23 protein-coding genes are annotated in these 26,279 nt (G+C 72.4%); 10 read left to right on the forward strand and 13 right to left on the reverse strand.

Annotated features, from left to right (window positions below; all coding sequences use genetic code 11):
- Nucleotides 1–29 precede the first annotated feature (29 nt).
- Both OO68_RS13470 and OO68_RS13475 read right to left on the reverse strand, forming a co-directional pair.
- Nucleotides 30–2,273: a glycoside hydrolase family 9 protein gene (locus tag OO68_RS13470; protein WP_033308562.1), complete on the reverse strand. Its 2,244-nt coding sequence runs from the start codon at nucleotides 2,271–2,273 to the stop codon at nucleotides 30–32.
- Between the two features lie 146 nt (nucleotides 2,274–2,419).
- On the reverse strand, nucleotides 2,420–5,509 hold the full coding sequence (locus tag OO68_RS13475; protein WP_033308563.1) for a glycoside hydrolase family 2 TIM barrel-domain containing protein: 3,090 nt from the start codon (nucleotides 5,507–5,509) through the stop codon (nucleotides 2,420–2,422).
- Between the two features lie 257 nt (nucleotides 5,510–5,766).
- Between OO68_RS13475 and OO68_RS13480 the strand changes: the two genes are divergently transcribed.
- The gene (locus OO68_RS13480; RefSeq protein WP_033308564.1) at nucleotides 5,767–8,154 is read left to right on the forward strand and encodes a SpoIIE family protein phosphatase; all 2,388 of its coding nucleotides are present in this window, start codon (nucleotides 5,767–5,769) and stop codon (nucleotides 8,152–8,154) included.
- Nucleotides 8,155–8,268: 114 nt separating this feature from the next.
- Nucleotides 8,269–9,528 (forward strand): arsenic transporter, encoded by a 1,260-nt coding sequence (locus OO68_RS13485; RefSeq protein ID WP_033308565.1) that lies wholly within the window; start codon nucleotides 8,269–8,271, stop codon nucleotides 9,526–9,528.
- 12 nt (nucleotides 9,529–9,540) lie between these two features.
- Here the strand turns inward: OO68_RS13485 and OO68_RS13490 are convergent, their stop codons facing one another.
- On the reverse strand, nucleotides 9,541–11,820 hold the full coding sequence (locus tag OO68_RS13490) for a ricin-type beta-trefoil lectin domain protein (protein ID WP_033308566.1): 2,280 nt from the start codon (nucleotides 11,818–11,820) through the stop codon (nucleotides 9,541–9,543).
- A 388-nt stretch (nucleotides 11,821–12,208) separates the two neighbouring features.
- Entirely contained in the window at nucleotides 12,209–13,174 is a 966-nt protein-coding gene (locus OO68_RS13495; RefSeq protein ID WP_078625285.1) for a helix-turn-helix domain-containing protein, read from the reverse strand.
- 73 nt (nucleotides 13,175–13,247) lie between these two features.
- On the opposite strand from OO68_RS13495, the gene OO68_RS13500 reads away from it, so the two are divergent.
- A complete protein-coding gene (locus tag OO68_RS13500) occupies nucleotides 13,248–14,090 on the forward strand; it encodes a phytanoyl-CoA dioxygenase family protein (RefSeq protein WP_033308567.1) in 843 nt (280 codons plus the stop codon).
- 16 nt (nucleotides 14,091–14,106) lie between these two features.
- Here OO68_RS13500 and OO68_RS13505 read toward each other — a convergent pair whose 3' ends face one another.
- The 3 genes from OO68_RS13505 to OO68_RS13515 form a co-directional block, all read right to left on the reverse strand.
- Nucleotides 14,107–15,075, reverse strand: a complete 969-nt coding sequence (locus OO68_RS13505; RefSeq protein WP_033308568.1) for an aldo/keto reductase — start codon at nucleotides 15,073–15,075, stop codon at nucleotides 14,107–14,109.
- A gap of 120 nt (nucleotides 15,076–15,195) precedes the next feature.
- Nucleotides 15,196–15,732, reverse strand: coding sequence for a flavoprotein (locus OO68_RS13510; RefSeq protein ID WP_033308569.1), 537 nt, complete (start codon nucleotides 15,730–15,732; stop codon nucleotides 15,196–15,198).
- Nucleotides 15,733–15,758: 26 nt separating this feature from the next.
- Nucleotides 15,759–16,217 (reverse strand): nuclear transport factor 2 family protein, encoded by a 459-nt coding sequence (locus tag OO68_RS13515; RefSeq protein WP_033308570.1) that lies wholly within the window; start codon nucleotides 16,215–16,217, stop codon nucleotides 15,759–15,761.
- A gap of 91 nt (nucleotides 16,218–16,308) precedes the next feature.
- Between OO68_RS13515 and OO68_RS13520 the strand changes: the two genes are divergently transcribed.
- On the forward strand, nucleotides 16,309–16,860 hold the full coding sequence (locus OO68_RS13520; protein WP_033308571.1) for a TetR/AcrR family transcriptional regulator: 552 nt from the start codon (nucleotides 16,309–16,311) through the stop codon (nucleotides 16,858–16,860).
- Nucleotides 16,861–16,869: 9 nt separating this feature from the next.
- Here OO68_RS13520 and OO68_RS13525 read toward each other — a convergent pair whose 3' ends face one another.
- The gene (locus tag OO68_RS13525; RefSeq protein ID WP_033308572.1) at nucleotides 16,870–17,067 is read right to left on the reverse strand and encodes a ferredoxin; all 198 of its coding nucleotides are present in this window, start codon (nucleotides 17,065–17,067) and stop codon (nucleotides 16,870–16,872) included.
- 13 nt (nucleotides 17,068–17,080) lie between these two features.
- The gene (locus tag OO68_RS13530; RefSeq protein WP_033308573.1) at nucleotides 17,081–18,277 is read right to left on the reverse strand and encodes a cytochrome P450; all 1,197 of its coding nucleotides are present in this window, start codon (nucleotides 18,275–18,277) and stop codon (nucleotides 17,081–17,083) included.
- A gap of 351 nt (nucleotides 18,278–18,628) precedes the next feature.
- On the opposite strand from OO68_RS13530, the gene OO68_RS13535 reads away from it, so the two are divergent.
- Together OO68_RS13535 and OO68_RS13540 are read left to right on the forward strand one after the other, a co-directional pair.
- Nucleotides 18,629–19,261 (forward strand): LysE/ArgO family amino acid transporter, encoded by a 633-nt coding sequence (locus OO68_RS13535; protein WP_033308574.1) that lies wholly within the window; start codon nucleotides 18,629–18,631, stop codon nucleotides 19,259–19,261.
- Nucleotides 19,262–19,366: 105 nt separating this feature from the next.
- Nucleotides 19,367–19,816, forward strand: coding sequence for a nitroreductase family deazaflavin-dependent oxidoreductase (locus OO68_RS13540; protein WP_033308575.1), 450 nt, complete (start codon nucleotides 19,367–19,369; stop codon nucleotides 19,814–19,816).
- Nucleotides 19,817–19,902: 86 nt separating this feature from the next.
- Here OO68_RS13540 and OO68_RS13545 read toward each other — a convergent pair whose 3' ends face one another.
- Entirely contained in the window at nucleotides 19,903–20,823 is a 921-nt protein-coding gene (locus OO68_RS13545) for a cation diffusion facilitator family transporter (RefSeq protein ID WP_033308576.1), read from the reverse strand.
- 139 nt (nucleotides 20,824–20,962) lie between these two features.
- Here OO68_RS13545 and OO68_RS13550 point away from each other — a divergent pair, with 139 nt between their 5' ends.
- On the forward strand, nucleotides 20,963–21,988 hold the full coding sequence (locus OO68_RS13550) for a glutathione S-transferase family protein (RefSeq protein WP_033308577.1): 1,026 nt from the start codon (nucleotides 20,963–20,965) through the stop codon (nucleotides 21,986–21,988).
- Nucleotides 21,989–22,044: 56 nt separating this feature from the next.
- Nucleotides 22,045–22,323 (forward strand): DUF4235 domain-containing protein, encoded by a 279-nt coding sequence (locus OO68_RS13555; protein ID WP_033308717.1) that lies wholly within the window; start codon nucleotides 22,045–22,047, stop codon nucleotides 22,321–22,323.
- Between the two features lie 48 nt (nucleotides 22,324–22,371).
- Here the strand turns inward: OO68_RS13555 and OO68_RS43975 are convergent, their stop codons facing one another.
- Nucleotides 22,372–22,524, reverse strand: coding sequence for an Lrp/AsnC ligand binding domain-containing protein (locus OO68_RS43975; RefSeq protein ID WP_209442577.1), 153 nt, complete (start codon nucleotides 22,522–22,524; stop codon nucleotides 22,372–22,374).
- 212 nt (nucleotides 22,525–22,736) lie between these two features.
- On the opposite strand from OO68_RS43975, the gene OO68_RS13560 reads away from it, so the two are divergent.
- Complete coding sequence (locus OO68_RS13560; protein WP_033308578.1) at nucleotides 22,737–23,060, forward strand: branched-chain amino acid transporter permease; 324 nt, start codon at nucleotides 22,737–22,739, stop codon at nucleotides 23,058–23,060.
- A 9-nt stretch (nucleotides 23,061–23,069) separates the two neighbouring features.
- Here the strand turns inward: OO68_RS13560 and OO68_RS13565 are convergent, their stop codons facing one another.
- The gene (locus OO68_RS13565) at nucleotides 23,070–23,462 is read right to left on the reverse strand and encodes a VOC family protein (RefSeq protein WP_030845174.1); all 393 of its coding nucleotides are present in this window, start codon (nucleotides 23,460–23,462) and stop codon (nucleotides 23,070–23,072) included.
- Between the two features lie 79 nt (nucleotides 23,463–23,541).
- Complete coding sequence (locus OO68_RS13570) at nucleotides 23,542–24,006, reverse strand: pyridoxamine 5'-phosphate oxidase family protein (RefSeq protein ID WP_033308579.1); 465 nt, start codon at nucleotides 24,004–24,006, stop codon at nucleotides 23,542–23,544.
- Nucleotides 24,007–24,542: 536 nt separating this feature from the next.
- Between OO68_RS13570 and OO68_RS13575 the strand changes: the two genes are divergently transcribed.
- Entirely contained in the window at nucleotides 24,543–26,273 is a 1,731-nt protein-coding gene (locus tag OO68_RS13575; protein WP_245236967.1) for a hypothetical protein, read from the forward strand.
- Nucleotides 26,274–26,279: the final 6 nt, after the last annotated feature.

The raw sequence follows: 26,279 nt of genomic DNA on the forward strand, positions 1-26,279 counted from the left end.
CCCCGGCACGCGGCACCGCTGTCCGGTCCCTACCCCTGGTCCGCCACGAAGGAGGCCATGCGGGTCAGGGCGGCGTTCCAGTTGATCGTGTGCTCGTTGGTCGACCAGGACTGGATGTCGTCGATGTAGCAGAACTGGCCGACGCAGCCCTGGAGTTTGCTCTGTGCGTAGGGGTCCTGGATGCTCGAGTTCGGCCCGCCCGCGAGGGTGCCCTTCGGCGGGTTGGGCTGGGCGGGGTCGAGCTGGCGGGCGTACCAGCGGCTGTGCTGGTTCTGGGCGCTGACCTCGCCGTAGCCGGTGACATAGGAGATGTTCAGCGCGTTGCGGCCCAGGATGTAGTCCATGCTCTGCAGCGCGCCGTCCCGGTACTTCAAGGCGCCGGTGATGTCGTAGGCGGTGGCGAGGACGACCGCGTTGTTGAGCACCTGGTGGCTGGAGCCCCAGTCGTAGATGTTGCCGTCCGGCGCGTACGGCATGCCGTAGGGGTGCGCCTTGAGGGTGGCCAGGTAGCGGTCGGCGCCCTTGACGACGGACTGGCGCACGGCGTCCCGGCCGGGAAGCCTGCTCGGCACCGTGGCGAGGTCGAGCCGGCCCGCGACGCCGGTGCGGGCCCAGTCGAAGCCGATCGGCTTGAAGATGTCGGCCGTGTGCACCGGGGACTTCGCGACGTACTCCTCGAACCGCTTCTCCCCGGTCGAGAGGTACAGCTCGGCCGCCGCCCAGTAGAAGTCGTCGGTGACGTCGCTGTCGGCGTAGGCGCCGCCGCCGACCCCGTCGCTCTCTGAGGCGTGGCGGTCGGGGTGGGCGAGCGCCGCCGCCCAGGCCTTGCGTGCGGCAGCCAGTGCTTTGGCTGCGAAGGGCTTGTCGTAGGGGCGGTACATCCGGGCGGCCTGCGCCGCCGTGGCGGCCAGGTTGAGGGTGGCGGCGGTGGAGGGCGGGTGCAGCTCACGCTTCTGCGGATCGTCGTGGGGCATCAGCGGCAGGCCGGTCCACTGCTCGTCGTGCATCTTGTGGTGGGCCATCCCGGCCAGCGGCTTGCCGTCGGGCACCTGCATCTTCAGCAGGAACTCCAGCTCCCAGCGGGCCTCGTCCAGGATGTCCGGGACCTTGTTGCCGCTCTCCGGGATGGCGAGGGTGCCGTCCCCGAGCTTGTCCGCCTGCCCGGTGCGGGCGTGCCGGGCGCGTTCATAGGTGCTCAGCAGCTCCCAGGTGGAGATGCCGCCGTTGACGACGTACTTGCCGTGGTCGCCCGCGTCGTACCAGCCGCCGCTGACGTCGAGGGTGTAGTCGCACACGCCGGGCTGGCAGGGCACCGAAGTGTCGCCCTTGTTGGGTGCCACGCCCACGTGACCGGCCGGGCGGCCGTAGCCGGGCCGCAGGTCGTCGCGTATCGCGAGGCCGCTGCGCTGCGTGTAGTAGTACTTCGCCGCGTCCAGCCGGAGCCGCTCGTAGGCGCTCGTGCCGATGTCGAAGGGGCGGCTGGTCTCGCCGTCGGCGACGAGTGTGAAGCCCGCGCCCTTGGCGCGGAGCGCGCCGAAGTCGATCGAGTGGACGTTCTGCCCGGAGGAGGCGTCGACCCCGCGCGGCAGGGTCGTTCCCCGGGCGACCACCGTCCCGGCGGAGTTCTTGAGCTGCCAGGGCAGCTTCGCCGTGGCGTCGGTGACCAGGGTGGCGTTCTTCGGTCCGGCCGGCAGGTAGCCGACCTGGTTCACGCGGACCCGGGGCCCGGTGTCGGGCTCGTACGGTTCCGGCGTCACCCCGCCCAGCAGCGAGACGTCGTCCATGCAGAAGCGCCAGGCGTCCGCGCTGCCGCCGAGCTGGAAGCCGACCTGCCCCTGAGCGGTGTCGACGGGCGAGGTGAAGGTGTACGAATAGGTGTCACCGGACACGCTGAGCTGCGGTGTCACCTCGTGGTAGGTGTCGTACGGCGACACCGACAGGCCCACGATCGCCCGCACCACGTGCCCGGCGGGTGTCCCGGTCGCGCTGAACGAGAAGCGGTACGACTCCCCCTTCACGAGGGTGATGTCGTTCTGCCCGACGGCGGCGTCCCAGCGGTTGGTGGTGCCGCCGGGGACGTCGGCGCAGAGCCGGCCGTCGGACAGGCCGGCGGTGACGTTGCTGGTCGTCCACCAGGGGTCGGTGGTGGTGTCGAAGGTGCCGTTCCTGACCTGCTCGGCCTCTTCGGCCCCGGCCGGCGCGGAGGGCAGCGCGGTGAGGGCGGTCGCCAGCAGGGCGGTCAGGGACAGCAGTGCGGTTCTGCGTCGTTTCACGTCTGGGCTCCTCCGGGAGGTGCGGGTGGCGCTCAGCATGGGAGCGCTCCCAGATGCGGGCGCAGACCATGGTTGTGGCTGATGTGACACTCCGTCAACGGTCCGGACGGGAGTGGCTGTTCACCGCCCGTCCGGACCGGGGCGGCCTAGAGGGTGTCCAGCCGGCTGATGCGTATCGCGCCACGTGCCTCGTCGGGGTGGCGGCTCGTCAGGGTGAGCCGGATCCGGGAGCCGCGCAAGGGCCTGAAGGTGATCATGGTGGGGGCGTCGGAAGCGGCGGCCCAGCCGATCTCGGTGTCCCGGGCGGGCTGCCACGCCCGGCCGTCCCAGACCGCGATTTCGATCGTCGCGGGCAGGCTGTGCGAGGCGTCCACCGTGAAGAAGACGTCCACCCGGTCGAAGGCGCGGGTGCGCCCGTGGTCGACCGAGACCCAGTCCTCGGCCCGCGCGCCGTCGAAGGCCGGCAGCAAGGGCGTGGCCTGCTTGAAGAAGCCGTTGGACCAGCCGGTGGCCGGATCGCCGTCGAGCATGGCGGCGGGCAGGGTGTCCGGGCGGCCGGAGTAGCCGGCATCCGCGTGCGGGTGGTCCACGGGAGCGGGATGCTCCGGCCCGAAGGCGGGCGGGGGCGTCTCGGCCCGGTCCCTGGCCGGGGTGGCGCGGACGGTCGCGGTGCCGGTGCGCAGCCCCTCGGCGCGGGCGGTCACCTGCACCGCGCCGGCCTTCGTGCCGGACCGGACGATGGCGAGGGCCTTGCCGTGGAAGGCGGTCCGGGTGCTCGCCTGGTAGCGCTCGGCGCTCTCCTGGCGGCCGTTGTCGAGGCCGGCGAGGGAGCCGCCCGCCACCTCGAAGGAGAGCAGGTGCTCCGCGTCGGGCACCACCACGCCGCGCCGGTCGACGACCTCGGCGGTCACGAAGACCAGGGAACGGCCGTCCGCGGCGAGGGACGCGCCGTCCGCGGTCAGGCGTATCGCGTGCGGGGTTCCGGCGGTGCGCAGGACGTCGGTGGCGACCACCTCGCCGCCCTGCCGTGCGACGGCCTTCAGCTCGCCCGGCGCGAAGGGCACCCGCCAGGTGAGGTGGAGCTTGCCGGCGCTGCCGTTCGGGCTGGTGTAGCTGCCGGGGTAGGGACCGTCGGTGAAGGTCTTGTCGTCGCCGGTCGCCTCGGTCGTCTCCAGGTAGGTGCGGCCGTCCACGGTCTTCTTGGTGTCGAAGCGCCGGACGCCCAGGGACTTGCCGTTGAGGTACAGCTCGACGGTCTCGACGTTCGCGTACGCCCAGACCTCGACCGTGTCGCCCTTGTCGTGGTTCCAGGTCATCGGCAGCAGGTGGACCATCGGCCGCTCGGTCCACTGGCTCTGGAAGAGGTAGTACATGTCCTTGGGGAAGCCCGCGGTGTCGACCGCGCCGAAGAAGGACGCCTTGACCGGGAAGACGTCGTAGGGCGTGGGCTCGCCGAGGTAGTCGATGCCCGACCACAGGAACTGCCCGGCGAACCACTTGCGGTCTCGGTCCTTCTTGTGGCCGTACTCGCCGCTCATCGTCCAGGAGGCGAGGTTGTTGTCGTAGGAGGAGGTCGCGCGCCTGCCCGGTGTGTGGTTCTCGCCGGTGTTGAGGTGCTCGGGCTCCTGGTAGGCGCCGCGGGTGGAGGTCTCCGAGGACGACTCGGACTCGAAGAGGAACAGGTGCGGGTAGGCCGCGTGCAGCTGGTCCACCGACTTGGCGGTGTTGTAGTTGAGGCCGAGGCCGTCCAGCTTGGCCAGCATCAGGTCGGACGCGGAGCCCTTGGCGGGCAGGCGGCGGTACTTGTCGGAGCCGATGACCAGCGGTCGGGTGTCGTCGGCGGCCCTGATCGCGTCGATGATCCGGTCGGCCATGGCGAGGCCCGCGGTGGAGGTGGAGTCGGGGACCTCATTGCCGATGGACCAGCTCAGCACGGCGGGCGAGTTGCGGGCCGCCAGCACCATCTCGGTGGCGTCCTTCTCGCACCACTCGTCGAAGAAGCGTCCGTAGTCGTACCGGTTCTTGCCGGTGCGCCAGCAGTCGAACGCCTCCACGAGCATGACGACGCCCAGCTCCTCGCAGACCTGGATCACCTCGGGCGCGGGCGGGTTGTGCGAGGTGCGCAGGGCGTTGACGCCCATGGACCGCATGATCTCCAGCTGCCGGCGGACGGCGTCGATGCTGACGGCCGCGCCGAGTGCGCCCAGGTCGTGGTGGAGGTCGACACCCTTGATCTTGTGGTGGGTGCCGTTGAGGGAGAAGCCCTCGTCCGGGTCGAAGCGGAAGGTACGGAAGCCGAAGACCGTGCGGTAGGTGTCGGTGGTCCGGCCGCCGACGCGCAGTTCGGTGTGCAGGGTGTAGCGGTGGGGGGTCTCGAAGTCCCACAACTCGGGGCGCCGGACGGTGAGTTCCTGGGTCTCGGTCCGCTCGGTGGTGACGGCCGCGGCTGAGGAGGTACGGGCGACCGTCCGGCCCTCGCGGTCGACGATCCGGGAGACGACCTCGACGTCGGCGTCGGTGCCCGAGGCGTTGACGACGGAGGTGGCGACCCGTACGAGGGCCCGCTCGGCGGAGATCTCGGGCGTGGTGACGCGGGTGCCCCAGCGGGCCACGTGCACCGGCTCGGTGATCACCAGGCGGGCCTCGCGGTAGATGCCGCTGCCCGAGTACCAGCGGCTGCTGGGGAGCCGGTTGCGGACCTGGACGGCGAGCACGTTCCCGGTGGTGCCGTCGGTGTGGACCAGGTCGGTGAGGTCGAGGGCGAAGCCGGTGTAGCCGTAGGGGTGGCGGCCGGCCTCCTTGCCGTTGCAGTAGACGGTGGAGTCCATATAGACGCCGTCGAACTCCACCGAGACGCGCTTGCCGGCGAGGGCGGGCGGCAGGGTGAAGGCCAGCCGGTACCAGCCGAGGCCCCCGGGCAGGAAGCCGGTGCCGCTGGTGGTGCCGTGCTCGGTGGTGGGGGTCTGCTCGATGCTCCAGTCGTGCGGGACGGCGGTCTCGCGCCATCCGGAGTCGTCGTAGCCGGGGAGGTGGGCGTCGGCGTAGGCGCCGGTCGGGTCGGTGATGCCGCCCGGATTCACCAGCGCGAAGCGCCAGCCGTCGCGCAGTGCGACGGTCCGGCGGCCGGTCGCACCGCGCGCCTCCCCGGCGGCCCACGCCTCCGGGGCACCGAGCAGCGCTCCGGCTGCGGGTGTGGCCGCGGAGGCGAGCAGGACCGATCTGCGCGTGACCGACATGGCAGCTCTCCCTCATGAGAACTCAGAAGTGCTCACAACTGATCGCGAACAAACAGATTCTGTCGACCAGTCACACCTGACCGTCAAGGGTGCGGGAGCGTCCTTCTGCCCCAGGGGGCACTTCGACCGGATGTGCACCTCGTCTCCGGCCGCGCAGTCGGCACGGGGGTTACCGGTCCACGTCGGGTGCCTACGGACTACGCTGGAACTCAACTGGCTTCCCTGTTCACTGTGAGTGTCCGTATGGAGTCGCGACGATGAGCCCGGACGAGGTGTTCGACGATGGCGTGGCCGCCCGTGCCGTCATCGCCGTCGACGGCACGCTCACCGAGTGGAGCGAGGGCGCCCGCCGGCTGCTGGGCCACACCGCCGCCGAGGTCGTGGGCCGCCCGGCCGCAGCGCTGCTGGCCGACGGCGCGGAGCTCCCGTCCGTGCCGGACGACTCCCGCTGGAGCGGCACCCTCACCCTGCGCCACCGCGACGGCCACCCGGTGTCCGTCTGGGTGCTCGCCCATCGCAGGCCGCCCGAAGGACCGGAGACGACCGAGTGGCTCGCGGTGTCCCCGCCGGAGGCCACCGGCCCCGGACTGCCGGACGACCCGCTGGTGCGCCTGGCCCTGACGCAGTCGCCCTGCGCCACGATGGTCTTCGACGAGCGGCTGCGGCTGCGCGGCGTCAACGAGGCCATGGCGGACCTCCTGGGACTGCCCGCCGGGCGGATGCTGGGCCTGAAGCCCACCGACATCGGCAGCCGGCCGCAGAACTCCGAGCTCGAGAAGAATCTGCGCCAGGTCCTGGGCACCGGCCGGCGGCAGGACATGCAGACGTACATGAAGGCCACCGGCGAGAGCCGGGCCGCGCACGCCTGGCTGGCCAGGATGGCACCGCTCACCGACGGGGCCGGCCGGGTGCGCGGCGTGTGCGTGACGGCCCACGACTTCTCCGACCAGTACCGGGCACGGGAGCGGCTGCAACTGGTCAACGAGGCGAGCGTGCGCATCGGCACCACCCTCGACGTCACCCGGACGGCCCAGGAGCTGACGGACGTGTCCGTTCCCGCCCTCGCCGACTTCGTCAGCGTCGACCTGCTGGAGGCGCAGGAGGGCGGTGGCGAGGCTCCCGGCCCGCCGGCCCCGCCGGTGCAGCTGCGCCGGGCAGCCCACCAGTCGGTCAACCGGGGCAGCCCCGAAGCGGTCGTCAAGCCCGGGCAGGTCGACGTCTACCCGGAAAACTCCCCGCAGGCCGCCTCGCTGGTCGCGGGGCACACCGTGGTGGCCTCGGGCTCCTCCGGCGACCTGGAGCAGTGGCTCGCCTGGGACCCGGTGCGCTTCCAGCGGGTCCAGGAGTACGGCATCCACTCCACGATGTCCGTCCCGCTCCAGGCCCGGGGCACGACCCTCGGCGTGGCGGTCTTCACCCGCTTCCGGCGCCCCGAGGCGTTCACCGACGACGACGTGCTGCTCGCCGAGGAGGTCACGGCCCGGGCCGCCGTCTGCATCGACAACGCACGCCGTTACTCGCGCGAGCGCGAGACCACCCTCACCCTGCAGCGCAGCCTGCTGCCCCGCACCCTGCCGCACACCGCCGCGGTGGAGGCGGCCTCCCGCTATCTGCCGGCCATCCGCTCCGGCGTGGGCGGCGACTGGTTCGACGTGATCCCGCTGTCCGGGATGCGGGTCGCCATGGTCGTCGGCGACGTCGTCGGCCACGGCATCCAGGCCTCGGCCACCATGGGCCGGCTGCGCACCGCCGTGCGCACCCTCGCCGACATCGACCTGGCCCCCGACGAACTGCTCACCCACCTCGACGACCTGGTCGTCCGGCTGTCGCAGGAGTCCGGCGCGGACCATGGCGCCGGAGAGGTGGGCGCGACCTGCCTCTACGCGGTGTACGACCCGGTGTCGCGGCGCTGCAACCTGGCCCGGGCGGGGCATCCGCTGCCCCTGCTCGTCCCGCCGGACGGCCCGGCCGAGCAGCTGGACCTGCCCTCGGGCCCCCCGCTGGGGGTCGGAGGGCTGCCGTTCGAGTCCGCCGAGGTGGAACTGCGGGAGGGCAGCGTCCTGGCGTTCCACACGGACGGGCTGCTGGCGAGCCGCGAGCGGGACATCGACGCGAGCGGCCGGATGCTCCGCGAGGCCCTGTCGGCCCCTGCCGATTCCCTGGACGAGACCTGCGACCGCGTGCTGCACAGCCTGCTCCCGCCGGGCGGCTCCAGCGACGACGTGGCCCTGCTGCTGGCCCGCACCCGCGGCCTGCCGTCCGCCCAGGTCGCCACCTGGGACATCCCCGCCGATCCGGCACTGGTGGCGCCCATCCGCAAACAGGTCGTCGACCAGCTGGAACGCTGGGGGCTGACCGAGGCCACGTTCACCGCCGAGCTGGTCGTGAGCGAGCTGGTCACCAACGCCATCCGCTACGGCGCCCCGCCCATCCGGCTGCGGCTGATCCACGACGCGGCCACCCTGATCTGCGAGGTGTCCGACACCAACCACACGGCTCCGCACCTGCGCCGCGCCAAGACCTGGGACGAGGGCGGCCGCGGTCTGCTCCTGGTCGCCCAGCTCACCCAGCGGTGGGGCAGCAGGCACACCGCCGAGGGCAAGACGATCTGGTCGGAGCTGGCCCTGCTCGACGACGAGGTCTGAGCACGCTCCGCCGGGCCGGCGGCCCCGACCTGGGCACCGGGGCCCCTGCGGCGTTCTTACCCAGGCCTGGTTTCATGTGCGGGCACGACCTGATCGCGTCCCGGAGGACCCGCCCTGAACACCCCGCTCGCCGAAGTCCTGTCCGTGACGCTGCTGGCCGCCGTGCTGGTCTGGGCCGTCGCCCGCCCGAAGGGCCTGCCCGAGGCCGTGCTGGCGGTGCCGGCCGCAGGGCTCGCCCTCGCCCTCGGCGTGATCTCGCCGGAGCACGCCTGGGAGGAGGTCCAGCGGCTGGGGCCGGTGGTCGGCTTCCTCGCGGCCGTGCTGGTACTCGCCCACTTCTGCGACGTCGAGGGGCTGTTCACGGCGTGCGGGGCGTGGATGGCCCGCTGGGCCGCCGGACGCCCCACCCGGCTGCTCACCGCGGTGTTCGCGCTGGCGTCCGTCATCACGGCCGTGCTCAGCCTGGACGCGACCGTCGTCCTGCTGACCCCGGTGGTGCTCGCCACCGCCACCCGGATGGGCGTCCGGGCCCGGCCGCACCTGTACGCGTGCGCCCACCTGTCGAACACCGCCTCACTGCTGCTGCCGGTCTCCAACCTGACCAATCTGCTGGCCTTCACCGCCAGCGGGCTGAGCTTCACCCGCTTCGCGGCCCTGATGGCACTGCCCTGGCTGGTCGCGATCGCCGCCGAGTACCTGGTGTTCCGGCGCTTCTTCGACGACGAACTGGCCGCGCCGCTCCCCTCCCCCGGCCCCGAGCGGCGTCCCGAGCCGCTGCCGCTGTTCGCCCTCGTGACGGTCGGCTGCACGCTCGCCGGGTTCGTGGTGGCCTCCGCCGTGGGGATCGAGCCGGCCTGGGCCGCGACGGCCGGTGCGCTGGTGCTGGCCGGCCGGGCACTGCTCCGGCGGCGGGCGACGCCGCTGACGGTGGTGCGGTCCGCCTCCCCGGCCTTCCTCGCGTTCGTGCTCGCGCTCGGCGTCGTGGTGCGCGCAGTCGTCGACCACGGGCTCGCCGACGCGCTGCGGCGTGTGCTGCCCGACGGGTCGGGGCTGCTCACGCTGCTGGGCGTGGCCGCACTGGCCGCCGTCCTGGCGAACCTCATCAACAACCTGCCCGCGGTGCTGGTGCTGCTGCCCCTGACCGCCGGGGCCGGTCCCGGCGCCGTGCTGGCGGTACTGCTCGGCGTGAACATCGGCCCCAACCTGACCTACGCCGGGTCACTGGCGACCCTGCTGTGGCGGCGGATCGTGCAGCAGCACGGGCACCGGGTCGGGCTCGGGGAGTTCACCCGGCTCGGACTGCTGGCCGTACCGGCCGCGCTGGTGCCGGCCGTGGTGGCCCTGTGGCTGTCCCTGACGGTGATCGGGGCCTGAGCGCACGCCCGGTCAGCGGCGGGCGTCTCCGCCGTTGCCGCCATAGCCATAGCCCCCGTAGCCGTAGCCACCGGGGCCGTATCCGTAGCCGGGGTAGCCGTCTCCCGGGTTGCCGTACCGGCCGTCCGCGTCGCAGTAGTAGCCGTAGCGGTCGCAGGGTGATCCGGTGGCGGCGGGGCTGCTCGGCGCCGGCTTCGGGGCCGGGGAGGTCGCGGACGGCGTCGGCGAGGGCTCGGGCGTCTTCGACAGGGTGGGGGCCGGCGTGGGCGTGGGGCGCTGGGCCGGGACGGCCGCGTGCCAGTTGACGGCCTCCATCCGGAGGTCGGCCTTGGAGGTGTCGATCACCCAGCGCTGGGCCTCGTCGTCCGTCCGGGCCTTGAGGACCAGGGCCCCCGAGCCGTTGGTCGCGGCCGGGGCCAGGGCGAGGTCCTGGTCCCAGCGGGGTACGAGGGCGCCCTGGAGGGTGAAGTCGTAGCGGATGTTCTTCGGGTCCGGCCGGGACGCGCCCGCGCAGGGGGCCAGCCGCACCGAGTAGCCCAGCCGCGAGTCCAGGCACAGGTCGGGGGCGGCGCCGTTGCGCAGCAGTCCGTCGGTCTCGTAGGTCCACTGCTGGGCGGCGTCCGCGGAGCAGGTCGTGAGTCCGGCCTCGCCGTCCTCGACGGCCTTCTCGCCGTCGATGCCCACGCACAGGCCCGAGGCGACGTTGTGCAGCCGCCCGCGCAGGGCGCCCTTCGCGGCCTCGTCCGCCCCGGCCCAGGACGGGTCGGTGGTCGCCCCGCCCGCCTCGGAGTCGGGTGCTTGCCCGGAGGGCCGGTCGGTACCGGCCGGGGCGCCGTCGCCGCCGTTGCCGGTGGACCACAGGACCAGCGGCAGGACGACGAGGCCGCTGACCGTCAGGATGCCCGCGGTGAGGTTGCGCCGCCGGGCGGCACGGCGGGCCGTCCGGTGGGCGGATCTTCGCGCCGCGGTCCGGGGGCCCGGGATTGCGGAGACGGTGACGGACGGCGGTGCGGAGGGACCCTCGCCGGTCGTGCCCGGAGCGCGGTCCCTGTCGAGGGGTGTGCCCGCCGCCGCGGGAGGGGGCGGCACGGGCGCCGGGCCGCCCGGGTCGGTGAACGACTCCCCGACGGTGCCGGCGAGGGCGACCGGGTCCGGGAAGGCCCCGCGCCCCTCCCCGGTCGGCCCAGGGAAAGGCGCACGCTCGGCCCGGACGGGATCCGGAAAGAGCTCGCGCCGCTCACGGGCCGGCTCGGGGAAGGACTCACGTGCCGGCCGGACCGGGTCCGGAATGATCTCGTACGCCATCCCGGCCGGGTCGGGGAAGACCTCGCGCGCCAGGGCCACCGGGTCCGGGAACAGCTCACGTGCCGCGGCGGCCGGGGTCGCGGCGGCGGCCGAACCGGCCGCTCCCCCGGGCCGCCCCCGCTCCCTGGGACGCCCGCTCCCGGCGCCCTCCCCCGCCTCGTGCGCCCGGCTCTGCGCGTACGCCCGCCCGCCCCAGCCCAGCACCGCCTCCGAGAGGGCGGCGCCGAGGCCGTGGTTGAACTGGTCGAGCTGGTCGGCTGCGGCGTCGCAGTGCCCGCAGCCCTCGATATGCGCGCGTAGATCGGGGTCGAGGGCGAGGCCCCCGCGCCGGTACGTCACGTCGAGCAGGCGCAGATAGCGCCGGCACTCCTCGTCGGGGGCGGTCTCGCGGTGCAGTTGGAGGCATTCCTCGCGCAGCCGGTCCCGGGCCCGGCCCAGTTCGACGCGCGCGCCCTCCTCGTCCAGGCCCAGCAATCCGGCCGGAGAGGTGAGGGGTTCGGCCTCGACCTCGACGTGCCACAGCAGGCAGCGGGCGGACTGGGGCAGGCGCTGGAAGGCCCCGGACAGCAGGCGCCGCCGCTGCGAGGGCAGCAGCCGGGCGGCGGGGCGCTCCCCCTCGCCGGTGCCGCTGAGCAGCTCCGGGTGGAGCATGCCGACTCTGTGGTCACCGGCCCACTCGGCCGCGATGCGCCGCACGGTGACGAGCAGGTGGGACCGCCATGCGGAGGTCGGGCCGTTCTGGCGGAGGGTTTCTCCGAAGAGCCGGGTGAAAGCGGCAGTGGTGAGGATTCCCGCGGAGCGCGGGCCGTCGGTGCACAGCCGGGCGTAGCCGAAGGCCGCCTCCCAGTGCCGGTCCAGCAGTTCGCCGACGGGGTGGAGTGCGGGCGTCGCCCCGGTCCACTTCCTGAGCTCCGCGCTCAGTTGCTCGTCCGTCGGGCCGAAGCCGCGGGCCGGGGCCGGGGAATTCGACGGGCCTGCGTCTTTCAAAGCTGCATTCCTCTCAAGGACATGCGGGATAAAGTCCATACCAAGGGGTATGCCGGCTCGTCGGCCTCGCGCATACGAAAGAAAGGCGTGATGTGGGCACGCCGACAGGGCACACCTTTGCACAGGTCAGCGACAGGGAACAAGGGATCCGGCCGTTTCGTGCATTGCGTGCGCCGCCAGGGCCTTTTGACAAGATGTCAATCAGTGGAGCGAAAGGCATTTCCTTGGTGTCTGCCCCCTTTGGCGCCGTGCATTTGCCCGCCTCCGGAGGCCGTCCGGAAACCATTGAGCCACCGCCTGCACAGCAGCTCACACCGCCGGCCGCCTTCCCGGTCCCTGCCTTTCGCAGACGGTCCGGGAACCAATAGCGGTGCCCAGGTGGTGGTGCTCAGGCGGGCGGCTCGCCGTGCCTCGTGCGGTAGGCCCCGGGGGGTGCTCCGTAGCGCTCGCGAAAGGCGCGGTTGAAGTGGAACGGGCTGGCGAACCCCGAGGCCGCGGCGACGCGTTCCACCGGCAGGTCGGTGCTCTCCAGCAGCCGGGCGGCGTGCCGCAGCCGCGCCTCGCGCAGGGCCCGCATGGGCGACTGCCCGACCTGCCGGCTGAACAGATGGGCGAAGCGGGACGGCGACAGCGCGACGTCACCGGCGAGCGACCGGACGGTGTGCGGGGCGCCCGGGTCGGCGTCGATCAGCTCCCGGGCGCGGCGGATCCGTGCGTCGAGGCCGGGCCGGGGCTCCGTCGGCCGGGAACCGGCGGTGGTGAGGAGGACGATCTCCTCCAGTGCGCACAGGGCCAGTTCGCGGGCCACGCTGCCGTGCGCCACGGCGACCTGCCCGTCCGGTGGTGCCACGCCGGGCGGAGCCTCGGTGCCGGTCCAGCGGGCGTCGGCGTGCATCCGCCGGAACGCCGTCTCGACGCGGCCGTGCACACCGGCCGGGGCGGAGGTGACGACGTACATCCCGTCCCCGGCGTCGTACGGCCGCAGCAACGCGGCCCAGGACGGGCGGGCCTGGCAGTGCGCCCACCAGAACCGCCAGTGCCGGACGCCTTGCTCGACGGCGTAGCCGTGCGGGACGCCCGGGGCGAGGACGACCAGTGCGCCGGGCCCGGCCGAGGTCCGCGCACCGCCCTGCCACAGCCGCCCCCGGCCCGCGGTGGTCCAGGTGAAGAGCCAGCTCGCCGATCCGTACGGTCGGCTGACGCCGTAGCCGGGGCTCTGGTCGAAGTGGCCGAGCACCACCAGACCGGGCGGCGGGGCGGGATCGCCGGCGTCCCTGGAGCCGTCGGTGTCCCCGGAGCCGTCGGTGTCACCGTTCCCAGCAGCCGTGGGCAATCCGTCAGCACGCACGGGCATCCTCCTGGGCGGCTGTGGGGCCTAGCGTTCCGTACCGACGGCACCTGACGACAGCTGACCGAGGAGTGCGTTCATGACAGTCACGGGCAACAGCGCCGCCGGTGCTCCCATCCTGGACCCCGCCGGGCTCCGGCGATACCGGGAGGGCTTCGAGGAGGACGGTTTCACGGTGGTGCGCGGGCTCTTCGGGGCCGACGAGATCGAGCGGCTGTGCGGCGAGTTCGCGGCGCTGCGGGCGGCCGGTCCGGTGCCCGGGCACTTCGAGCCGCGCGCCGAGGAGGGGCCGGGCGCCGACCCGCTGCACGTCTGGCCGCGGGTCATGCACCCGCACGAGATCAACGGCCCGGCGCGTGAGGTCCTGCTGGACGCCCGGCTGCGGACGGTGCTGGAGGCGCTCCTCGGGGAGGAGGTGCTGGCCGCGCAGAGCATGTTCTACTTCAAGCCGCCGGGGGCCCGGGGACAGGCGCTGCACCAGGACAACTTCTACCTGCGGGTGGAGCCGGGCACGTGTGTGGCCGCGTGGGTGGCCTGCGATGTGATCGACCGGGAGAACGGCGGGCTGGAGGTCGTGCCGGGCACGCACCGCATGGACCTGTTCTGCCCGGAGCAGGCAGACTCGGACGTGTCCTTCGCCCGGGAGTACGTTCCGCCGCCGCCGGGGCTGGCGCCGGTGCCGGTGGACATGGCGCCGGGGGACGTCCTGTTCTTCAACGGGAGCCTGGTGCACGGCTCACAGCCGAACCGGGCGGCCGAGCGGTTCCGCCGGTCCTTCATCGGGCACTACGTGGGGCGGTCGGCCGAGCGGATCGGACGGTTCTACCGGACGCTGGCGATGAACGGGACGAGGGTGGAACTGGCGGAGAGCGAGGGGGCGGGACCCTGCGGCACGGAGTTCGCGCCGCAGGGTCCCCACTGAGCCGCGAGCCGTACGTTCAGTGCCCGGCGACGGGATGGGGACCGTAGGGGCGCTCCAGCTCCTCCAGTTCCTTGTCGCTGAGCTCGATCTCCACGGCGGCCACCGCGTCCTGAAGGTGCCCGGGCCGGGAGGCGCCGACGATCGGGGCGGTCACGGTGGGCTGGTGGAGGAGCCAGGCGAGGGCGATCCGGGCGCGTGGGACGCCCCGCTCCCCGGCGATGCGGGTGACCGCCTCGACGATGGCGCGGTCGCCCTCCTGGTACAGGCTGCTGCCGAAGGTGTCGGTGGCGCTGCGCTCGGTCGTGGCGTCCCAGTCCCGGGTGAGCCGGCCGCGGGCGAGCGGGCTCCAGGGCAGGACGCCCACGCCCTGGTCCGCGCACAGGGGGAGCATCTCGCGCTCCTCCTCGCGGTAGATCAGGTTGTAGTGGTTCTGCATCGTGACGAAGCCCGTCCAGCCGTTCAGCCGCGCGGTGTACTGCATCTTGGAGAACTGCCAGGCGTACATCGAACTCGCCCCGATGTAGCGGACCTTGCCCGCCTTGACTACGTCGTGCAGGGCCTCCATCGTCTCCTCGACCGGGGTGTGCGGGTCGAAGCGGTGGATCTGGTAGAGGTCGACGTAGTCGGTGCCGAGGCGGGTGAGGCTGTGGTCGAGCTCGGTCATGATCGCCTTGCGGGACAGTCCGCCGCCGTTCGGTCCGGGCCGCATCGGGTAGTACACCTTCGTCGCGAGCACGATCTCGTCGCGGCGCGCGAAGTCGCGCAGGGCCCGGCCGACGATCTCCTCGCTGGTGCCGTCGGAGTACATGTTCGCCGTGTCGAAGAAGGTGACGCCCGCTTCGACCGCCTGCCGGATCAGCGGGCGCGAGGCCTCCTCGTCGAGGGTCCACTCGTGCGGGCCGCGGTCGGGCAGACCATAGGTCATGCACCCCAGACAGATCCGCGAGACGTCCAGGCCCGTCGAACCGAGCTTCACGTACTGCATCGTTGCTGCTCCTGCCTTCGGAGGGATTCCACGGGGGAGCGTACGTGTTCGCGTGCACTCGAAGGCCAGGCCGTACGGGCTTCCTGACGGACCGTCACCATTGCCGCCGGCGTCCGGCCGTCAGCCCCGTCCGACCAGGTCCAGGGCCCGATTCCACGCGAACTCCGGCCGGCCGCCGTCCTCCCCGGGTTCTCCCGCGTACGGCTCGCCGAACCGCACGCCCATCCCCCGCAGGCGTCCGACGCTGTCCCGGTAGGCGGGGTGGGCGGCCAGCGCGTCGGCCACGCACGGCAGGACGGCGATCGGCACCCCGAGCCCCGCGACCTCGCAGAGGGTGCCCAGGGCGAGGGTGTCGGCGATGCCGGCCGCCCACTTGTTGACGGTGTTGAAGGTGGCGGGCGCGACCACCACGGCGTCGGGCGCCGGAAAGGGGCGGGGTTCGCCTGGGGTTCGCCAGGCGGAGCGGATGGGGCGGCCCGTCTGCGCCTCGACGGCGGCGGTGTCGAAGAAGCCGTTCATCGCGACGGGCGTCGCGATCACGCCCACCTCCCAGTCCTGTTCCTGAGCGGCGGTGATCAGCTTGCTGACGTCCGCGGCGACGCCTGCGGCGCAGACGACGACGTAGAGGAAGGGCGTGCGGGCGGCCTGTTCGGTCATCGGGAAACCCTAGCGACCGCCCGGACTCACCGGACCGGGAACGTGGCTCCGCGCTCCGACTCCGGCCGGGGGCCGTGGATCCGGCGCTCCTCCTCCTCGATCCGCACGTCGTTGATGCTCGCCTCGCGGCGGGTCATCAGGCCGTGCTCGTCGAACTCCCACAGTTCGTTGCCGTAGGAGCGCCACCACTGCCCGTCGGTGTCGCGGCACTCGTACTGGAAGCGGACGGCGATGCGGTTGCCGTCGAACGCCCACAGGTCCTTGCGCAGGGCGTACTCCCGCTCGCGTTCCCATTTGCGGGACAGGAACTCGGCGATCTCGGCGCGGCCGGTGACGAAGGTGCCGCGGTTGCGCCAGACGGAGTCCGGCGAGTAGGCGAGGGAGACCTTGTGCGGGTCGCGGGTGTTCCAGGCGTCCTCGGCGGCCTGCACCTTCTGCGCGGCGGTCTCGCGGGTGAAGGGCGGCAGCGGCGGGCGGTCGGCCATGAATCCTCCCTGACAGCAGGGGAGAACGAGCGTTCTCCACAGGGCTGCTACCGTAGGAGAACGCTCGTTCTCGCGTCAAGGAGGGTCGGGGATGGACAGCGCAGTGGCCCGGGAGCGGGCGCTGGACGCCGCCGAGGAGCTGTTCTACGGACGGGGCGTGCAGGCCGTCGGCATGGACGACGTCCGCGGCACCTCCGGGGTCTCGCTCAAGCGGCTCTACCAGCTGTTCCCGGCGAAGGAGCAGCTGGTGGAGGCGTATCTGGAGCGGCGGGACGCACGCTGGCGCGGGGAGCTGGCCGCGTACGTCGAGCGCCGCGAGGAGCCGCGGGAGCGGATCCTGGCCGTGTTCGACTGGCTCGGGGGGTGGTTCGGCGAACCGGGTTTCCGTGGCTGCGCGTGGCTCAACGCGTACGGCGAGCTGGGGGCCACCTCGGCACGCGTGGCCGCCCGAGTGCGGACACACAAGAGGGCGTTCCGGGAGTACCTGGCCTCGCTCGTGGCGGCGGCGGGGCTGCCCGGCGCGCTGGCCGGGCAGCTGTTCCTGCTGGCCGAGGGGGCCATGGTCACAGCGGGTGTGACCGGGAGCGCCGAGCCCGCGGCCGAGGCGCGCGAGGCGGCCCGACGGCTCCTGGACACCGGGTGAGCTCCGCGGTCAGCCCACCGTCTCGGACACGGTGATGGCGCTGACCGGGCAGGCGCGGGCCGCCTCCCGCAACAGCGGGCTGCCGCTGCTCTCCCCGCCGGGCAGCAGCGCGCTGTAGCCGTCGTCATCCTGGGTGAACACGTCCGGGGCGGTCAGGGCGCACTGGCCCGCGCCGATGCAGACGTCCTTGTCGATGTCGATGTGCATGTGCGGAGGCCTCTTACCAGGTCACGGGGAGTTCCAGCATCCCCTGGATCGTGTCGCCGGGCTTGAAGGGGATCTCCTCGGCCGGGGCGGCCAGGCGCAGGGTGGGCAGCCGGGCGAAGAGGCTGTGCAGGGCGATCTCCAGCTCGGCGCGGGCGAGGTTCTGGCCGAGGCACTGGTGGATACCGAAGCCGAACGCGACGTGATGCCGGGCCGGGCGGCTCCAGTCGAGCGTGTCCGGCTCGGGGTAGACCGTCTCGTCGCGGTTGATGACGGAGGTGGCGAAGACCACCCCGTCGCCCTGACGGATCGTCGTCCCCGCCACCTCGATGTCCTCCACGGCCAGACGCAGCATGCCGTCCGCGATGGACAGCAGCCGCATCAGCTCCTCGACCGCGGCCGGCAGCAGGTCCGGGTCCGCGCGCAGCTCGGCGAGCTTCTCGGGGTGCTGGAGCAGGGTGAAGGTGCCGAGCGAGATCATGTTGGCGGTCGTCTCGTGGCCCGCGACCAGCAGGATGAGGGCCATGGCGATCAGGCCCTCGCGGTCGAGGTCGCCCTCGCGCAGCTGCCGGTGAACCAGGTCGTCCAGCAGGCCGGTGCCGGGGGCGCGCTGCTTGCGGTCGATCAGCTCGCCGAAGTACGTCTCCAGCCGGTCGCGGGCGTCGAGCACATCAGCGGCCTCCGGGCCGCGCAGCAGCCGTCGCGACTGGGCCTCGAAGAAGTCGTGGTCGGCGTACGGGACGCCGAGCAGGGCGCAGATGACCATGGACGGCACGGGCAGCGCAAAGGCGCTGACCAGGTCCGCGACGGGCCCCTCGGCGATCATCGCGTCGAGCCGCTCGTCCACGATCTGCTGGATGCGTGGCCGGAGCTCGACGGCGCGCTTGAGGGTGAAGTCCCCGACGACCATCCGCCGCTGGGCGCGGTGCTCGGGGTCGTCGACGCCCAGCAGGGCCGTTCTGCGGTTGCGGATCCCGGCGAAGCGCCGGTTGGGGACGGGGAAGCCGGGCCGGTCGCGGTTGGACGACAGGCGCGGGTCGGCCAGCAGGGCGCGGGCGGTGGCGTGCCCGCTGACCAGCCAGGCCCCGCGGCCGTCGAAGAGGGTGATGCGGGTCAGGGGGCGTTCGGTGCGCAGCGCGTCGTAGGCGGCGGGCGGGTGGTAGGGGCAGGTCCTGCTCTGGGGGAAGGCGACGGGTGCGGTCGTGTCCGTCATGAAGACCTCGCAGACGAGTAGTGCGTCGTGCCGATCTTCATTAGATGCCCCAGGCACCTATAGGGCGACGCGAAGTTCGGCCATGTCGCCGACGGAGCCAAGATGGCCGGGGAATGGCGTATTCCTGTTCGAGCCCCGGGGGTTGCAACCCCCTGTCGTGGTGCCGGCCTCCTCGCCCGGGCCGCGGGTGCGGCGGGGCCGATGCGAAAACCGGTTGTCGGTCCGGCGGGGCAGGCCCCAGGATCCAGCCATGCCTACGTTCACCCTTCTCCCGCCGCTGTCCGCCGCCGCTCCCGCCGGCCGCCGACAGCAGCAGTCCGGCCGCCGGGGAGGACCGACGCCGCCGCGGTCATGACCGCCGCGCTCGTCGCGGGGCTGCTCGCCGGGTACGGCATCGCCGTCCCCGTGGGTGCCGTCGGGACCTACCTCGTCTCCCTCACCGCCCGCACCTCCCTGCGCACCGGTGTCTGCGCCGCGCTCGGCGTCGCCACCGCCGACGGGCTCTACGCCCTCGCGGCCACGCTCGGGGGGACCGCCCTGGCGTCCGCACTGCGGCCCGTGCTCGGGCCGCTGCGCTGGGTCTGCGTGCTGGTACTGCTCGCGCTGGCGGCGTGGGGTGCCGTCACCGCCGTGCGCGAGTACCGGGGCCACCGGCTCGCGACCCGCACCTCCCCCGCTCCCCCGAGTCCCACCCGGGCCTTCCTGGGCCTGCTGGGCATCACCCTGCTGAACCCCACCACCGTCATCTACTTCGCGGCCCTCGTGCTCGGCTCCCAGGCCACCGGCCCGGCCGGCCCTCTGGAGCAGGGCGTGTTCGTGCTGGCCGCCTTCGCCGCGTCCGCGAGCTGGCAGGTGCTGCTGGCAGGGAGCGGAGCGCTGCTGGGCCGGGCGCTGACCGGCCGGCGAGGGCGGCTGGCGACGGCCCTTGCGGCGAGCGGGGTGATGACCGCCCTGGCCGTGCGGATGGCGCTCGCACCGGGATGAGATCCCGCGCATCCGGCCGGATCCGGGGGTGCGGATGATTCCCGCGGGCACGGATGTTGACGACGGGTGGCGATGAGCCACAGACGCGACGATGGGACGGATGCCATGCCTCTGGAAGGCGAGTACGAACCCAGCCCGACGCAGTGGGTGCGCAACCAGGTGGAGCTGTACGAGAGCTCCGGCGGCACGGAGGGGACGACGCTGCAGGGCTCGAAGATGCCGGTCGTCATCCTGACCTCACGGGGCGCCAAGAGCGGCAAGCTGCGCAAGACGCCGGTGATGCGGGTCGAGCACGAGGGGCGTTACGCCGCGGTGGCCTCCCTCGGCGGGGCACCCAAGCACCCCGTCTGGTACTTCAACATCCTGGCCGACCCGCACGTGGAGCTCCAGGACGGGCCGGTGAAGCAGGACATGACCGCCCGTGAGGTCACGGGCGAGGAGAAGGCCGCCTGGTGGGAGCGGGCCGTCGCGGCCTACCCGGCGTACGCCGACTACCAGAAGAAGACGGACCGGGAGATTCCGGTGTTCGTCCTGGAGCCGGCCGACGGCGGCTGAGGGGGGGCCGGCTGCCCGCCGCGGGCAGTCGGCGAAAAACTTTCCGCCCCGTGGGTGTGAACCGGCCGCGACGGGGCACGCGAGGTTCAGGCCCCGCCGCGCTCCCCCGTCGCGGCGGGGCTTTCCGCTGCCTCACGGGCGGGGCGGTCGGTCACGTCGAGGAAGATCTGGTCGGCCTCGGGCACCGTCCGGGCTATGGACCGCTTGATGCGGACGGCGACCTCCTCCACGCGCTCACTGTCCAGACCGGGCACCAGATCGACGCGGGCCGCCACCAGGGCGGTGTCGAGTCCGGTCTTCATTGTGAACAGCGCTTCCACGCTGTCGATCTCGGGCTGAGCCCGCAGCAGCTCCCGGATCCGCCCGCTCGTCTCCGGGTCGGCCGCCTCTCCGATCAGCTGGTCCCGGGCCTCGCGGCCCAGCCGGAAGGCCACGTAGACCAGCAGCGCGCCGATCGCGAGCGAGGCCGAGGCCTCCCATACCACCTGGCCGGTGATCATGTGCAGCGCCATGCCCACGATGGCCAGGGTGACGCCGAGCACCGCGGTGCCGTCCTCGGCGACGACCGTCCGCAGGGCAGGATCGCGCAGCCCGGCGCCCGCGCCGCCCTGCCGGCGCACCTGGTACAGCGCCCGCAACAGTGAACCGCCCTCCGCGAGGAGGGCGATTCCGAGCACGATCAGGCCGGCCACATAGCCGCCGAGTTCCTCCTCCGCACCGCTCGTAAGGGCTTCGAAGCCCTGGAAGAAGGAGAAGCAACCGCCCATGACGAAGATCCCGACGGCCGCGAGGAGCGACCAGAAGAACCGCTCCTTGCCGTAGCCGAAGGGATGCCGCCGGTCGGCGGGGCGGCGGCTGCGGCGCAGCGCCGCGAGCAGGAACACCTCGTTCAGGCTGTCGGCCACCGAGTGGGCGGCCTCGGACAGCAGCGCGGGTGATCCCGCCGCCAGGCCGCCGATGGCCTTGGCCACCGCGATCACCAGATTGGCCGCGAGCGCCACCAGCACGGTGACGCGTGTCTTGTGATCACTTCCTTCATCAGTCACCCACGCCGATTGCCCCGGTCGGGGGTACTCACACCGTGCCGTCGGCGGAAAACGGGGAACGCGTTCACCAGGGCCCACGTACGCCAAGGAGGTCATTCCCATGAGCCGCGACGACGGCGACGACGGCAACACCGCCTATGGAAGGAGGGCGTTCAAACGGTCCAAGGCGCATTTCGCGGACCGGGTCACCGCGGACGGCCGGGACGGCTGGCCGGTGGAGGCCGGCCGCTACCGTCTGGTCGTCAGCCGTGCCTGCCCCTGGGCGAGCCGGTCGCTGGTCTCCCGGCGGCTGCTCGGTCTGGAGGACTCCCTGTCCCTGGCGGTGGCCGACCCGATCCAGGACGACCGCAGCTGGCGCTTCACGCTGGACGAGGACGGACGCGACCCGGTCCTCGGCATCCGCTTCCTGAGTGAGGCGTACGACCGCCGCGAGTCGGACTATCCGGGTGGTGTCAGCGTGCCGGCGCTCGTGGACGTGCCCAGCGGCCGGCTGGTGACCAACGACTACCAGCAGCTCACCCTCGACCTCGCGACCGAGTGGACGGCCCTGCACCGGGACGGCGCGCCCGATCTGTACCCGGACGCGCTGCGCGACGAGATCGACGAGGTGATGGCGGACGTCTACGAGGACGTCAACAACGGCGTCTACCGGGCGGGGTTCGCGACCGGGCAGGAGGAGTACGAGGCCGCCTGCACGGGTGTGTTCCGGCGCCTGGAGCTGCTCGCGCACCGGCTGGAGGGGCAGCGCTACCTCGTCGGGGACACGATCACCGAGGCGGACATCCGGCTGTTCACCACGCTGGTGCGTTTCGACGCGGTCTACCACGGTCACTTCAAGTGCAACCGCTGGAAGCTGACGGAGAACCAGGTGCTGTGGGCGTACGTCCGCGACCTGTACCAGACCCCCGGGTTCGGCGACACCGTCGACTTCGACCACATCAAGCGCCACTACTACCAGGTGCACACCGGCATCAACCCGACCCGCGTCGTCCCCCTGGGCCCGGACCTGTCCGGCTGGCTGACCCCGCACCACCGCGAGGAGCTGGGCGGCCGGCCGTTCGGTGACGGCACACCGCCCGGGCCGGTCCGCGCCGAGGAGCGGATACCGGCGGCGCACACCCCCTGACCATTTCACCCACCCTCAGCCCTCTAGGAGTTGCCGTGGCAAAGAAGAAGAAGAAGATGTCCCTCGCGTACCAGCCCCTCGGGTTCGTGCTCGGCTGGTCGGGCGGCTGGCTGGCCGGGCTCGCCTTCCGCAAGACGTGGATGGCGATCCGGCACGAGGAGGACGCGCCCGACGCTCTGGACAAGGACCGCGGCTGGGGCGAGGTCCTCCTGGCCGCCGCCATCCAGGGCGCGATCTTCGCGGTGGTGCGCAGCGCCGTGGACCGCGCCGGCGCCAAGGCCATCGAGCGTTCGACCGGCACCTGGCCGGTCGGCGAGAAGGGCGGCCGGGACTGATCGCCGCCCGGCCCCGCCCGGCGGCCGCCGGGCGGGGCCGGCCCGCCCTCAGCCGTTCTCCTTGATCGTCTTCATGATGAGGTGGGATTCGAGGCGCAGCACGGCGGGCAGGCCGCTGAGCCTGTTCATCAGGAACGCCTCGTAGGCGGCGTGGCCGGCGGCCGGGGCCCGGCTGGGGTCCCTCGTCCCGGACGGCGTCACCGGGCTGGACTTCGCGCTGACCGCGCTGTTCGCCGTCCTCGCCCTGGACGCGGTCCGTGACCTGCGCGGTGATCTGCCCACTGGGCTGCTCGCCCTGCTCAGCGCCCTGGCCGCCGGCCTGCTCGTCCCGCACCAGCTGCTCCTGGCCGCCTTCGCCCCGTTCACCGCCGGGCTGCTGGTACGGCGCCTGGCCGACGTGAGGAAGCCCGCTCATGCCTGAGTACGCCGTGGTGCCGGTCCTCGCCACCACTGCCGTCACCTGGGCGCTGCGAGCCCTGCCCTTCGCCGCCCTCGCCCCGCTGCGGGGCAGCGCCACCGTGCGCTACCTCAGTACGCGCATACCGGCCGGAGTGATGGTGATCCTGGTCGTCTACTGCCTGCGCGACCTGCCGGTCACCGAGTCCCGCGCGGTGGCGCCACTGGCCGCCCTGGCCGTCACCGTCGGGCTGCACCTGTGGCGCCGCAACGCCCTGCTGAGCATCCTCGTCGGCACGGCCGTCCATGTGGTCCTCGCCAGCACCTTCCTCGCCCGTTGAGCCGGTCGTTCAGCCCTGCTTGGGTGCCGTCGGCGCGGTGCGGCGCAGGGTGAAGGAGTGGCCGGCCGGATCGGCGTAGCCGCGCTCCTCCAGGGGACCCGAGGGCTCCTTGGCCTCCAGGGGGCGGCCGCCGAGGCTGATGACGCGACGTTCCACCGCGTCGAGGTCGTCCACCACGAACTCCAGGTGGGCCTGCAAGGAGTTCTCGGGGCGGGGCCAGCTGGGCGGGGTCGCGTTGACGTCCCGGCGCAGGGCGATCCGGAAGCCGTCGGCGCTCTTGATCTCCACCCGGTTGGCGGTGGCGTCCGACTCCTCCCCCTCCAGCAGTTCCTTGTAGAACACGGCGAGCTTCTCGGGCTCGGCGCAGTCGAGCACGAGGACCCCCGCTTTCACCAGTGCCATGTCTCCTCCGCAGGATTCCGGCCGCGGGGCGGTCGTGCCCCGCGGATCCGTACCTTGCGGATATCCCCGTCCGGCCGATTCAGTCGGCCTTCAACCACCGTCCGTCGCGCATGAGTTCACGGCCGTCGAGTTCGTCGGCCTCCCGCCAGGCCTGCACCCGCCGCGGCACGACGCGGAAGTAGAGGTACGGCGTGGCGAGCCGGCGGGGGTCGAACCCGGTCTTCGCGGCGAAGAGTTCGGCGTCCTGCTCCGTCAGCTCGCCGGGCTGGACGGTCTCCACCGTGCCTTCCACCATGACCACGTCACGAGTCGGCCCGATGCCCACCCGGGCCCGGCCGGACGCGGCGAGGTTCCGTCCGGTGGGGCTGGACGCGGGTGTGGCGAACAGCAAGTACGAGCCGTTCCAGAGGAACGACAGCGGGACGAGGTAGGGCGCCCCCGACGCGCCGTCGGCCGTGGCGACCCAGGCGTCCACGTCGTGTTCGAGACGGCGCAGGGTGTCCTTCGTGCGCTGCTCAGCGCTGCGTGCGGGTGCGGACGTCATCGCGGTCGGCCTCCTGACGAGTCGTCGGACGGACTCTGACCAGTGTGACGCCCCGGTGCGCCGGAGGCCCGGCTGACAGGCCGCGGCCTGTGAGGGACGAGGGAGTATACGCAGCTCAAGCGCTTTCCACCGTAACCGAGATCACGGCAGTGTCACGGAATGGCTTGTTCACGCCCTGGGCAGCCTCGTACCGCTTCTCGGTTCAACGTTCGGACTGCGAAGCCGAGTTCGAGTGTGCGGCCGGTCATGGCACCGTCCGCTCGCAGGGGCGGGGGGCTCTGCGGTCCGTCTCCCGAAAGGAAGCAGATGCCTCAGGACGTCCGGTTCGACCTGCCCTTCGACACCCCTGTCGGCCACCCGCACCCCTAGGGCGACGCAGCGCACGGTCGTTCGCAGCAGGAGCCGGTGCCGGTCGCTTGAGTCCGGCCGTCCGGCAAGGCCGTCGCGGAACGTACAGAAGATCCCCGGACCGGGCCGGTCCACGACCACGGCCGACCGATTCCGTTGCCATGACCACAGTTCCTTGGGAGACCGTTGTGAAATCTCGAGTCGCAGGTGCAGTTACGAAGGCGTCCGCCGACAGATCGCTCCGGCCGCAGCCCGGCGGCCGGCTCCAGCCCACGGAGGCGGGAACCGCCCTGGCCCGCCTGCTGGTGGAACGCGTCAACGGGAGCACGGAGGAGTACCGGAGGTGCCAGGACGCCGCCCAGCAGCGGCTGAACGCACTCGGATCCGCCGACTCCGGCACCGCGCTACGCGTGGAGGGTGCCCTGCATCTGGCGCGGCCCGCGTTCCTCCCGCCCGACGAGGAGGGCTACTCCAGGTTGAGGCGTCTCGACGCCGGCCTGCGCGTGATAGAAGAGGCCTTCCCGCAGGTCAGCACTGATATCGAGCTGTGCAGACTGACCTGCATGATGCTGGAGGGGGCCTGGAGGACCCGGGCACTCGCCCCGCCGCGCGAGCAGGAGCAGACGGCCGCCTGCACCTGCCCTCTGTGCCGCCGCCTGCCGGCTCCCCCCGCACGCACGCTGGACGACTACCGCTGGCGGCACAGCGCCGGCCGCCCCCTCACCGTCAAGAACTGGCCGCACCGGCGGGAACTCGACAGCGTCCTCACCGGTGGCTGGTCCTGGACCCGGCAGATGAACGACCTCGAGCGAGATCTCGGCCACCGCCACCGCTTCGAGGACGACATCCTCGTCTTCCACGAGTACAAACGCGTGATCGACACCATCGACACGACCCGCCTCACCCAGCACGTCGAAGAGCGCCTGGCCGAGAACTTCAGCACCAACAGCGCGCGGGCCCTGGTCTCCGGCCTCTTCGCGGCCCACAAGCGGTCCGTCGACGAGTACTGGCTCCAGCAGCACGAGGCGGGCAACGTCGTACTCCCCCAGACCAACCCCCTCAGCCAGAGCACCTACTCGATCCTGCAGATGCTGGACTGCCTGTTCTGGCACGTCGCGCCCGACACCGAACTCTGGCAGGAGGAGAACCTCGCCTCCCTGCTGCTGTGCCGCGCCATCGACGACATGGCCGACGTCCGGGCCGACGCCCTCACCGGCGAGATCAGCAACTTCTGGCTCGCCGACATGCCCACCCACACCAAGGCGCTCTACGCCGCCTGTGCCATAGCCATCGTCAAGTACGGCTGCATGCCCGAGGCGCACGACCCGATGTGGAACACCTGGCTGATGACCACCACCGTCGTCTGGATGGGGCTCACGGGCCGTCACGCCCTGTGGTTCGACGGCATCACCCAGGGCCTCCCCCCGGCCGAGGACTGCCCGCTGTGCGACCTGCAGCCCAACTCGTGCAGCGGCATCCTCACCCACGGCACCACCCTCACCATCGCTCCGCGGCGCACCGCAGCGGGCCTGAGCCCCCGGGCCGCCGAGCTGTCCGCGCGCTGCCGGGTCCGACACCCGCAGGCATGGCCCCTGTTCGACTCGGAGCTGCATGCCTTCGAGGCACTGCACGGCCCCTGGCACGGCAGCACCGACAGCGCGTGGGAGATCCTTCGCCGCACCTACATCGCCGCCGTGGAGGCGTCCGGCGCCGAACCGTCCCTGGAGCGCGCCCGTCAGATCCAGGAGGACGCCGGGGTGGTGGGCTCCGAGAAGTTCCACACCCTGCACGACCCTCGGACCGGCAGGGAGGACACCGCCCTGCTCGCCTACATGTTCGGCGGCGCCCACCCGCATTTCCTTTGGAACGCCACGGGATACCGTCCCACGGGTGTCGCAGGCGACTGGCTCGACGGCTGACGGCAC

Source organism: Streptomyces iakyrus (genome assembly GCF_000717055.1).
GTDB classification, from domain to species: Bacteria; Actinomycetota; Actinomycetes; order Streptomycetales; family Streptomycetaceae; genus Streptomyces; species Streptomyces iakyrus.

What these genes read in the sequence shown, in the direction of transcription:
- OO68_RS13475 (WP_033308563.1), bottom strand. Translation starts at nt 5,509, where the DNA reads ATGTCGGTCACGCGCAGATCGGTCCTGCTCGCCTCCGCGGCCACACCC.
- OO68_RS13480 (WP_033308564.1), top strand. Translation starts at nt 5,767, where the DNA reads ATGAGCCCGGACGAGGTGTTCGACGATGGCGTGGCCGCCCGTGCCGTC.
- OO68_RS13495 (WP_078625285.1), bottom strand. Translation starts at nt 13,174, where the DNA reads ATGCCCGTGCGTGCTGACGGATTGCCCACGGCTGCTGGGAACGGTGAC.
- OO68_RS13500 (WP_033308567.1), top strand. Translation starts at nt 13,248, where the DNA reads ATGACAGTCACGGGCAACAGCGCCGCCGGTGCTCCCATCCTGGACCCC.
- OO68_RS13505 (WP_033308568.1), bottom strand. Translation starts at nt 15,075, where the DNA reads ATGCAGTACGTGAAGCTCGGTTCGACGGGCCTGGACGTCTCGCGGATC.
- OO68_RS13510 (WP_033308569.1), bottom strand. Translation starts at nt 15,732, where the DNA reads ATGACCGAACAGGCCGCCCGCACGCCCTTCCTCTACGTCGTCGTCTGC.
- OO68_RS13515 (WP_033308570.1), bottom strand. Translation starts at nt 16,217, where the DNA reads ATGGCCGACCGCCCGCCGCTGCCGCCCTTCACCCGCGAGACCGCCGCG.
- OO68_RS13520 (WP_033308571.1), top strand. Translation starts at nt 16,309, where the DNA reads ATGGACAGCGCAGTGGCCCGGGAGCGGGCGCTGGACGCCGCCGAGGAG.
- OO68_RS13525 (WP_033308572.1), bottom strand. Translation starts at nt 17,067, where the DNA reads ATGCACATCGACATCGACAAGGACGTCTGCATCGGCGCGGGCCAGTGC.
- OO68_RS13530 (WP_033308573.1), bottom strand. Translation starts at nt 18,277, where the DNA reads ATGACGGACACGACCGCACCCGTCGCCTTCCCCCAGAGCAGGACCTGC.
- OO68_RS13535 (WP_033308574.1), top strand. Translation starts at nt 18,629, where the DNA reads ATGACCGCCGCGCTCGTCGCGGGGCTGCTCGCCGGGTACGGCATCGCC.
- OO68_RS13540 (WP_033308575.1), top strand. Translation starts at nt 19,367, where the DNA reads ATGCCTCTGGAAGGCGAGTACGAACCCAGCCCGACGCAGTGGGTGCGC.
- OO68_RS13550 (WP_033308577.1), top strand. Translation starts at nt 20,963, where the DNA reads ATGAGCCGCGACGACGGCGACGACGGCAACACCGCCTATGGAAGGAGG.
- OO68_RS13555 (WP_033308717.1), top strand. Translation starts at nt 22,045, where the DNA reads ATGTCCCTCGCGTACCAGCCCCTCGGGTTCGTGCTCGGCTGGTCGGGC.
- OO68_RS13560 (WP_033308578.1), top strand. Translation starts at nt 22,737, where the DNA reads ATGCCTGAGTACGCCGTGGTGCCGGTCCTCGCCACCACTGCCGTCACC.
- OO68_RS13565 (WP_030845174.1), bottom strand. Translation starts at nt 23,462, where the DNA reads ATGGCACTGGTGAAAGCGGGGGTCCTCGTGCTCGACTGCGCCGAGCCC.
- OO68_RS13570 (WP_033308579.1), bottom strand. Translation starts at nt 24,006, where the DNA reads ATGACGTCCGCACCCGCACGCAGCGCTGAGCAGCGCACGAAGGACACC.